We start from the raw sequence: 8,400 nt of genomic DNA on the forward strand, positions 1-8,400 counted from the left end.
AGCGCACTTTTTCTGTTCACACGCGTGGGGTCGCAGGTTCAAATCCTACATCGCCCACCAAACCTGGAATCGGGGCCACCGGGCCTCGGTTTTGCTTTGCCTACCCGCCCAGCGCCTTTCTGAGGCCTTCCACCGCCGCTCGCAGGTCGCGCACCTCGGCCTCGAGGGCTTCTACCCGGCTTTCCAGCTCACTCTTCTCCTCCACCCGAACGATGGGGGCTGGAGTTCCAGCCAGCAGGTGGGCATAGCGAACCTCACGTTCGCCGGGCTGACGTTCCAGTTGCGTCGCCAGCGGGTGAGGGGCCAGGCTGATCAGGGTTTGCACCACAGCCAGGGCCTCCTGGAGCGAAGCAAACCTGTGGTTCATGCTCTCGACCCTGGCCCGGATCTCCCCCAGGGTTTGCGGGCCTCGCAGCATCAAAACCGCCATCACGTTGGCCGCGGGGGACTCGAGCTTGAACTCCCGATCGAAAAACTGCCGGTACTTGGGAGCGCGTGCGCCGTGCTCGCGGAACATGCCGCACAGCCGTTTGCGCTGGAGGGAGTCCAGGGCCTCGCGCACCTCTTCCTCGCTCAGGTTGGTGACGGGGTTGCGGTTGTTTTTCTGGTTGGCCCCCAGCCGCACCGCATTCTCGGTCATGGGGTAGTAGTCCGGGGTGGCGTACTGCTTTTCGATCAGGGTGCCCAGTACCCGCACTTCAGCGTCGTTCAAAGGGTTCACAAGCAGGATTTTATCGCATTGGTCAGGCCAATTTTAAGGTGAGCCCCGAGCGCGTCCTTAGAGCGTTACCTGGGCGTTAATTCACTTTTTACCTCGAGGGGCTAGACTCATTCAGCCATGAGCCTGTCTGAAAGCGTTGCCCAGATGGCCGCGATGGGCGATGCCCGCGCCCGCCGGGTGTTGCAACAAACCCGCGAACTCGCCGAGGCAGTGTGCGCCGGTGTGGGCGATCGCCGTTTTCTACAGCCCCTGATGGATGCAGGCCTCAACCACAAACTGGATTTGCGGTTGCTCAAGCAAAGTGCCGAGCAACACCACCTTAACCGTAACCGGCTGGCGGAGTTGCTGGAAAGTTACCGCTGACTCATCCACGGTTTTTTGCCAGCGGAGGTGATGCAGCACCGGCTGGCAGGGTTTATAGACCAGAACTTTTTCGCAATAGACCCTGCCTTCGCCCCGGGCCAGCTCGTCCAGGGTTCGGTCGCGGAGGGTAAAAAGCCATACTCCTTTTCACGGCTGTTGGTCTGGTATTGGAGACCCTGTACCAAATAACCCAGGCCTTGCCCAGTGGATGGGCATACTGGGGAAACCACTTCGGAGCAGTGCAGTGGCCCATTGGGGGAAGTATCTCGAGAGGAGATACCATTCAGGCCCAAACCATTGAAAAGCCACTGCCCGGTCTCTGAAGCTGCCAGGGTCGCGACTCGAGGTGAGCCGTGACCCCTTATCTTTTGGGCGCCACTTATACGTACAGTAGGATGGGCCAGATGAGCCTGGAAGGTTTCCCAGACGAAGCCCTCCTGGCCCTGGCGGCTCGAGGAGAGGAAAGTGCATTGAGCGTCCTGTACGACCGCTATGCCTCCGCCATGCTGGGGTTGGCCTACCGCATGGGTTTTAGCAAAGAAGCCCAGGAAGATGCGGTACAGGAAATCTTTTTGCGCTTATGGAACAAGGCGGCTTCATTTGACCCCAGAAAAGCCAGCGGGCGAAGCTGGATACTGGCGGTCGGACACCACTACTGCGTGGATAGGGTGCGGGCCGAGGCCAGCCGACCCAAGGCCCTAAAGCCGCTGGATAATGACGAAGCCTTTGATGTGCCGGGGGAGGGTTTGGGCGAGGAGAACGCCCTCAACCGGATTCGGCTGCAACGGGCCTTGCAGGTGCTGCTACCCGATGAGCGGGCCATCATCCAGGCCCTGCACTATCAGGGGTATACCTATCCCGAGGCTGCTCTATTGCTGGGCATGCCGCTCGGAACCCTTAAAGCCAAACTTTCCAGGGCCATGATGAAGCTGCGGGAGGTGCTGCGTGAGGCTTGACGAACTGCGCGAGCTGCTGCCTCTCTATGTCCTCCAGGCCCTGCCCGAAAGCGAGTATCGGCGGGTAGAAGAGGGATTGGAGCGGTACCCTGAGCTGTGGGCCGAGTTAAGGGCTTTGCAAGAGACCGCGGCCGATCTGAGCCAGCTGACCACAAAGCAGCCGTCCCCCGAACTCAAGGCCAGAGTGCTGGCCCTGGTGCGGACGACTGACCCCAGGCTGTCCAGTCCCGACCCTCCCACCACTGGCGGGCCGGAGCCTCTCCTGCTGTCCAGGAACTCCCCCCCACGTGCAGCCGTCTGGCCGCGCTGGGTGGCCTCGGCGGTGGTGGTGGCGGTGCTGGGTTTTTTGGGCTGGTGCGGGATGCTGGCCTACCCGTGGGTGGAAGCCTTCACCGATCCACACAGCCAGTTTGTAACGCTGGTGAACGAGAAAAACCAGGCTGTGGGACGCTGCATTTTGCGCAAGGACGGCCTGGCCCTGATCTGGGTTAACCTCCCCCCACCGCCCCCCGGAAAAGCCTACCAGCTCTGGGGGGTGCAGGGGGAGCAACATATCGGGCTGGATACCTTCCGAGGGGGGCTCAAGGTGTTTCGTATGCCCCCCGGCTTCCAGGTCGTGCACATCACCGAGGAACAGGCCGGAGGAAGCCAGTACCCTACCCAGATTCGGGCTTTGCCGATACAGAACTGAAAGGGCTGCTTCTCGCAGCGTTCCTCACCGGGCCTGGGGTAGCTCCCGCTGCACAGCGCAAGCCTTCGCTGGGATCCAGCGCTTGCCCCAGCCACAGACTGCCGGCAAACCCTGCCGAGGCCAGCAAAAAATCTTCTGCGGTGCATATTTTCTCCCCTGGGGGAAAGTGTAAAGACGACGCCCGGGAAGTGCAGGAAGGGTTACGCGATGGGGATTCTTTGAGAAGTCCAGCCCCCAGATTAGAGCACGCTTTACACGGCCTGCTCAACCCACTTTTTCGGCAGGGAAGCGCCGACTGGGGCTAACGTATTCTTCCTGGGCGGCAACCAGTTGAATCTCGCGGGTGTTCAACTGATGGGTGAGCAGCAGCATGTTGTACATGGCCGAGACCGCATTCTCCAGACTGAGCACAACATCACCGGTCTGGAGGTAGTGGCCCAAAAACAAGGCTGCAATGGCATCGCCGGTTCCGTTGCGAGGGGGCTCGAGGGGGATGCGGGGGGTGCGTACCAGCCAGGCACCCTGGTCGGCCACCGCCAGGGTTTCGATGCTGCCCTCGGGGGCTCCCTCGCGCAACATGCTGGTAACCACCACGATGCGAGGGCCACCGGGGTGGATGTGGGTGCGAACGGTCTGGGCGGCTTCCAGCACTTCCCACAGGGTTTTGGCCGAAAGCTCGGTGAGCAGTTCCAGCTCGAACTGGTTGGGGGTAATGATATCGGCCTGGGGCAGCACCTGGTTTTTGATGATTTCGGGAATCTCGGGGCGCACGAACAGACCCCGCCCCTCGTCGCCCATCACCGGATCGCAGCAGAACAGCACCCTGGGGTTAAGCTGGCGTACCCTGGCCAGGGCCGACAGAATCGCCTCGGCGGTGCCTCCGCTGCCCATGTAGCCCGACAGCACCGCGTCGCACTGCCCCAACACCTCACGTTCGGCAATACCTTCCACTATGGCGTTCAGGTGTTCGGGCGGCATCATCATGCCCTTCCACTGCCCGTAGCCGGTGTGGTTGGAGAACTGCACGGTGTGGATGGCCCAGACCTCGAAGCCCATGCGTTGCAGAGGAAAGACAGCGGCGGCGTTGCCGACGTGGCCGTAGGCCACCCAGCTCTGCAGGGAAAGAATGCTGCGGGGCGGTTGCATGGGGGCAGTCTAAAGGAAACAGCTCGAGGGCTACCAGATGCTGGGTAAGCCGAGGCTCATCCGAGGGAGGTTACACATGGGTCTGCAAAGGCGTGCGCCAACGCGGGGGATCGGACTGGAATTTCCGTAGACCTATCGCCCCTCAAGGATTCATGTTCACCCTGTAGACACTTGCCGGCCAGGTCTACCGCGACCCTGCAGGGGATGGTTTTGTGAGCCGTCGTACTCATCGGTCTCCCAGGGTCTCGTGGGCCAGCCGGTAGGTCTGGGCGTGCCCCGCGACGGTCATGTTGGGGTCGCGGTTATAGCCTCCTCCCATCACCACTACCAGCGATGCCCTGGCCTGGTTCACCTGCTCAAACACCCGCTTATCGCGCCGACCTAACCCGTTCAAACTTAGCCCCAACCGGCCAAATCTATCGTTTTGCAGCACATCCACCCCGGCATTGAAAAAAACCAGGTCGGGCTTGTGGGCAAAAGACTTCTCCAGGGCTGGTTCCAGGGCTTGCAGGTACTCGCTATCGCCTGCTCCATCTCCCAGCCCTACGTCCAGGTCGCTCCGCTCCTTTCTAAGCGGGTAGTTGCGTTCGGCGTGTACCGAGAGGGTAAACACCCGATCGTCTTGCTGAAACATGACAGCCGTGCCGTTGCCCTGGTGGGCATCCAGGTCTACGATTAACGCTTTTCCGCTCCAGCCTTCAGCCCGCAGGGAGGCGATCGCCACCGCCACATCGTTGAACAGGCAGTAGCCCTCGGCGCGGTTGGCATAGGCGTGGTGGGTTCCACCGGCCAGGTTGAGACCCAGACCGGTTTCCAGCGCATCCTGCGCAGCGGCCAGGGTGCCTCCCGCAGCGTGCAAAGCCCGCGTCAGCAAGCTATGGGTCCAGGGTAGCCCAACCTGGTGGGCCTCCTGGCGGCTGAGTCCCTGCCACCGAAGCTTTTGCAGGTAACTGAGATCGTGGGCCAGGGCCAGGGTTTCCCAGGCCATGGCGGGGGCAGGTTGTAGGTCTAGTTCGCCTCGAAGCACCTCGGCAACCCCCCCATATTTGTACCTGGGGAAAGGGTGGTAGTCTGGAAGCTCGAGAGCCCAGTGAGCGGTGGAGTAGGCCCGGCGCATTCTCCCCCAAGATGCCACAAAACCCCTCAGCCTTGTGTGGGCTGGCCCGGGGAGGCGCGAATACAGGGGGGTCGTCGAGACCACCCGCCGATAGGGACATTTATCCCCAGCAGGACAGATTTTCCCAGGCCCCCTTTTCCATACCATTTACACAAGTAATTGCTACTCTGACCTTGCTTAGCCTCGAGCCACCCCTGCTCATAAGGTTCCCATTGGAACCTCTCGAGGCTAAGCCTAATTACCTGGCCGTTTATTTCCCTGCGCTCGAGCCAGGCCCAATTTTCCAAACCTCCCGCCGGGAGGGTTTTTTTGCGGTTTTACAGCGTGTCGAGTTGGGCCCGCAGGGCCTGCACCCGTTCTCGCAGGGGTCTGGCCTGGGGGTTTTCCTGCTCGAACTGAAGGATGGCCTGGGGGTGAATGTGATGCTCGTCGGGGTTGCCAAACAGCGAGTTGAGCAGGGTGAATTCTTCCTGTGAACGCAGCGAGGCATCTTCACGGAACATGTTTAGATATGTCCAGGTGAACTGCGGCTCGCCCACCGCCCCACCGAGGTAGGCATCCAGCAGGCGCTTGTAGTTGTCCAGGTTGCTGGCGCCGCCCGACTCTGGGTCTTCGACCTTGACCTCGGCAAGGTGCTGGCTAAACAGGGGCTCGAGGTTCTCGAGGGTGATCTGCCAGTTGTTCAGCTCAAACAGCGGCTGACCGTTACGAAACAGGATGATCTGGGGCGAATGATGCACGATCTGGGTGCGCTCGGCCACCCGGTTGGAGGCCGGGCGATCCTCGACCACCTTGATGATGCCCACCGGGATTTCGGGGCGTTCGCGCAGCATTTTTTCCACGTTGCCCCAGCCCTGCATGGTCTTGTGGCAGGTTCCCGCTTTGAATACCGCTGCGATGGGCTGGCTTTCGATGAACCTATCGGCTTCTTCGGGCGTGGTAATAGCGTACATGCGCTCTCTCATGACTCCGAGTCTAGCGGCAGGGGTGGGATGCAAACGTTAGCCGGGACACTTCCCGCCCATCCCGTCCGGGGGGCGGGTTGTTTGTTGGAATCAACCGACTCCTCGAGGCTCGGCCAGGATAGCCTCGAAGGGTATGGAGGATTATCCTGGTGAAGCTGGTATTAGCCAGTATCGCTTGGAACCAGGGGGCGGCCTTCCAGGGCCGTCGAGAGCACGATGGTGGAGGTAATCCGGGCCACCCCTGGTACGCTCTTGATGCGATAGATGAGAGCTTCCAGGGCTTTGGTGTCGGTGGTGCGCACCTTCAGGAGGAGGTCGGTCTCCCCAGCGATGCTGTGGATCTCCTCGATCTGGTGGAATTGCTCGAGGCCCGGTTGAATCTCCCGCCCGGTGAAGTTGTTGTCCAGCCGAATGGCTACAAACGCGGTTAGCTTGAGACCCAGGGTTTCGGGATCCACCTGAATTGTATAGGCCCTGATCACCCCTTTACGCTCCAGTTTTTTGACCCGATCGTGTACAGCCGCCGGGGAAAGCCCTACCCGGCTGCCAATTTCAGCATAGGAAAGGCGACTTTCTTGTTGTAGCTCGAGCAAAATGGCTTTATCGCGCCCATCTAACTGAACCATATTCGCTATTGTAGCAAATCCCCGAACAACATATAGACAAAAAGGAGTTATGCTGTATATAATTGCTACATTCCGGTGGGTCAGACCCAGGGAATATATCCAGACCCTCAACCTGAGCCGTTCCCTGCTATCCTCCTCGGGGATCCATTTAGCCAACACCCATCCTGGCTCAGGTTGAGCATTAATGGAGGTGAAGATGCCTGCGGAAAACAGCATCCAACCCTATGTGTTCACCCTCGAGCAGCTCGAGGCCCAGCGGGTGCGGGCCGCTAAGCTCTACCTGGAGTTCTTGAGGGTTCCCAGCTTGAGCGCTGGATGGTATGTGCTGGAGGCAGGTGCTGCCGACCCCCAGAACCCCCACAACGAGGACGAAGTGTATGTGGTGTTGCGAGGTAAGGGCAAAATCCGGGTAGGCAGCCAGGTAACCCCGGTGCAGCCCGGCAGCGTGGTGTTTGTGCAGGCTCAGGTAGAGCACAAGTTCTTCGACATTCAGGAGCGGCTGGAAATTCTGGTAATTTTTGGCCCGGCCGAAACATAGAAACCCGGACTCTCTTCCTTTGGCGGGAGGGGGGAGGAGGATGTATGTCCAAGACAGCTTTGCTGTTGATAGATATTCAGAAAGGTCTGGATGATTTCGCTTACTGGGGCGAGCGCAACAACCCTCAGCTCGAGGCCAACGTAGCGCTCCTGCTGGCCCGGTTTCGCACGGCTGGAAAGCCGGTAATTCATGTCAAGCACCACTCGGTTCGCCCCACTTCACCACTGCGCCCCGGCCAGCCGGGCCACGACTTCAAGCCCGAAGCCCGCCCGCTGGTGGGTGAGCCGGTCTTTGGCAAAACGGTGAACAGTGCCTTTATCGGCACCGATCTGGAGTCCTATCTACACCAGCAGGGCATTGGTCGCCTGGTGGTGGCGGGCCTCACCACCGACCACTGTGTCTCCACCACCGTTCGCATGGCTGGCAACCTGGGTTTCGAGGTGTGGCTGGTAGGGGATGCCTGCGCTGCTTTTGCCAGGAAAAGCCTCCAGGGCGAGTGGATTTCTGCCGAGCAGATCCATCGGGTGCATCTGGCCAGCCTGGATGGCGAATTTTGCGCTGTGGTCAGCACCCAGGCGGTGTCGGGCCAGGAGCCCTTGTGAAGGTGATTCAAGCCGGGTTGGAAGACCTGGAGGCGCTGACGGGTTTGTTTGATGACTACCGCCAGTTTTACCACCAGCCAGGCAATTGGGCAGGTGCGAGGCAGTTTCTGCAGGAGCGCCTGGAACGCAACGAGTCGGCAATTTTTCTGGCACGGAAGGAGCTTCAGCCCCTGGGCTTTACCCAGCTCTACCCCAGCTTTTCCTCTACCCGCATGGCCCGCTGGTGGATTCTAAACGACCTCTATGTGACCCCCAAAGCCCGTGGACATGGGGTAGGGGAGGCCTTGTTGGAAGCGGCGGTGGCCTTTGCCCGGATGGGCGGCGCAGCCGGGCTGCAACTGGAAACCGCCCATAGCAACCGGGCAGCCCAGCAGCTCTACGAGCGCTGCGGCTGGCAGGCTGACCTCGAGTATCGCACCTATACCTACCGGCTATGAATCCCTTTACGGCCCCTGGGTATGCCCCCCGCCCCAACTCCCAGGTGCGGGTAGTGGTCTCTCTGTTGGCGCTCTATTTTATCTGGGGCTCGACCTATCTGGCCATCCACTACGCGGTGCAGGGTTTCCCTCCTTTTCTGGGCAGTGCGATTCGCTTCCTGGTGGCAGGCGGCGTACTGTTTGTGTTTTTGCGCTGGCGGGGCATGCCTCCGCCTAAGCTCGGAGAGGGGGGGGGGGC

General features: G+C 60.5%; 12 protein-coding genes. 7 read left to right on the plus strand and 5 right to left on the minus strand.

Translation table 11 applies throughout. From position 1 onward, the window contains the following. Nucleotides 1–100: 100 nt before the first annotated feature. Entirely contained in the window at nucleotides 101–721 is a 621-nt protein-coding gene (locus Q0288_RS15505) for a DUF480 domain-containing protein (RefSeq protein WP_299432388.1), read from the minus strand. Nucleotides 722–838: 117 nt separating this feature from the next. Here Q0288_RS15505 and Q0288_RS15510 point away from each other — a divergent pair, with 117 nt between their 5' ends. The 3 genes from Q0288_RS15510 to Q0288_RS15520 all read left to right on the plus strand — a co-directional run bounded on the left by Q0288_RS15510 (nucleotide 839) and on the right by Q0288_RS15520 (nucleotide 2,731). Continuing rightward, complete coding sequence (locus tag Q0288_RS15510) at nucleotides 839–1,084, plus strand: hypothetical protein (RefSeq protein ID WP_299432391.1); 246 nt, start codon at nucleotides 839–841, stop codon at nucleotides 1,082–1,084. A gap of 404 nt (nucleotides 1,085–1,488) precedes the next feature. Next, nucleotides 1,489–2,040, plus strand: a complete 552-nt coding sequence (locus Q0288_RS15515) for a sigma-70 family RNA polymerase sigma factor (protein ID WP_299432394.1) — start codon at nucleotides 1,489–1,491, stop codon at nucleotides 2,038–2,040. Further along, the gene (locus Q0288_RS15520; protein ID WP_299432397.1) at nucleotides 2,030–2,731 is read left to right on the plus strand and encodes an anti-sigma factor; all 702 of its coding nucleotides are present in this window, start codon (nucleotides 2,030–2,032) and stop codon (nucleotides 2,729–2,731) included. The genes Q0288_RS15515 and Q0288_RS15520 overlap by 11 nt, the downstream gene beginning before the upstream one ends. Before the next feature lie 264 nt (nucleotides 2,732–2,995). On the opposite strand, the gene pdxY is transcribed toward Q0288_RS15520, so the two are convergent. From pdxY to Q0288_RS15540, 4 genes are all read right to left on the minus strand, one after another. Continuing rightward, nucleotides 2,996–3,877 (minus strand): pyridoxal kinase PdxY, encoded by an 882-nt coding sequence (pdxY, locus tag Q0288_RS15525; protein ID WP_299432400.1) that lies wholly within the window; start codon nucleotides 3,875–3,877, stop codon nucleotides 2,996–2,998. A gap of 226 nt (nucleotides 3,878–4,103) precedes the next feature. Then, complete coding sequence (locus Q0288_RS15530; RefSeq protein WP_299432418.1) at nucleotides 4,104–4,994, minus strand: histone deacetylase; 891 nt, start codon at nucleotides 4,992–4,994, stop codon at nucleotides 4,104–4,106. Between the two features lie 317 nt (nucleotides 4,995–5,311). Then, nucleotides 5,312–5,959 (minus strand): monothiol bacilliredoxin BrxC family protein, encoded by a 648-nt coding sequence (locus Q0288_RS15535; protein ID WP_299432403.1) that lies wholly within the window; start codon nucleotides 5,957–5,959, stop codon nucleotides 5,312–5,314. A gap of 161 nt (nucleotides 5,960–6,120) precedes the next feature. Then, complete coding sequence (locus tag Q0288_RS15540; protein ID WP_299432406.1) at nucleotides 6,121–6,585, minus strand: Lrp/AsnC family transcriptional regulator; 465 nt, start codon at nucleotides 6,583–6,585, stop codon at nucleotides 6,121–6,123. 196 nt (nucleotides 6,586–6,781) lie between these two features. Here Q0288_RS15540 and Q0288_RS15545 point away from each other — a divergent pair, with 196 nt between their 5' ends. The 4 genes from Q0288_RS15545 to Q0288_RS15560 form a co-directional block, all read left to right on the plus strand. Then, nucleotides 6,782–7,123: a cupin domain-containing protein gene (locus tag Q0288_RS15545; protein ID WP_299432409.1), complete on the plus strand. Its 342-nt coding sequence runs from the start codon at nucleotides 6,782–6,784 to the stop codon at nucleotides 7,121–7,123. A gap of 44 nt (nucleotides 7,124–7,167) precedes the next feature. After that, nucleotides 7,168–7,725, plus strand: a complete 558-nt coding sequence (locus Q0288_RS15550; RefSeq protein WP_299432412.1) for a cysteine hydrolase family protein — start codon at nucleotides 7,168–7,170, stop codon at nucleotides 7,723–7,725. Continuing rightward, nucleotides 7,722–8,162, plus strand: a complete 441-nt coding sequence (locus tag Q0288_RS15555; protein WP_299432415.1) for a GNAT family N-acetyltransferase — start codon at nucleotides 7,722–7,724, stop codon at nucleotides 8,160–8,162. The genes Q0288_RS15550 and Q0288_RS15555 overlap by 4 nt, the downstream gene beginning before the upstream one ends. Beyond that, on the plus strand, nucleotides 8,159–8,400 hold a 242-nt coding region (locus Q0288_RS15560), incomplete at its 3' end, for an EamA family transporter (protein ID WP_366914789.1). The genes Q0288_RS15555 and Q0288_RS15560, both read left to right, overlap by 4 nt.

It is taken from the genome of uncultured Meiothermus sp., assembly GCF_937863175.1.
In the GTDB taxonomy this organism is placed as follows: domain Bacteria; phylum Deinococcota; class Deinococci; order Deinococcales; family Thermaceae; genus Meiothermus.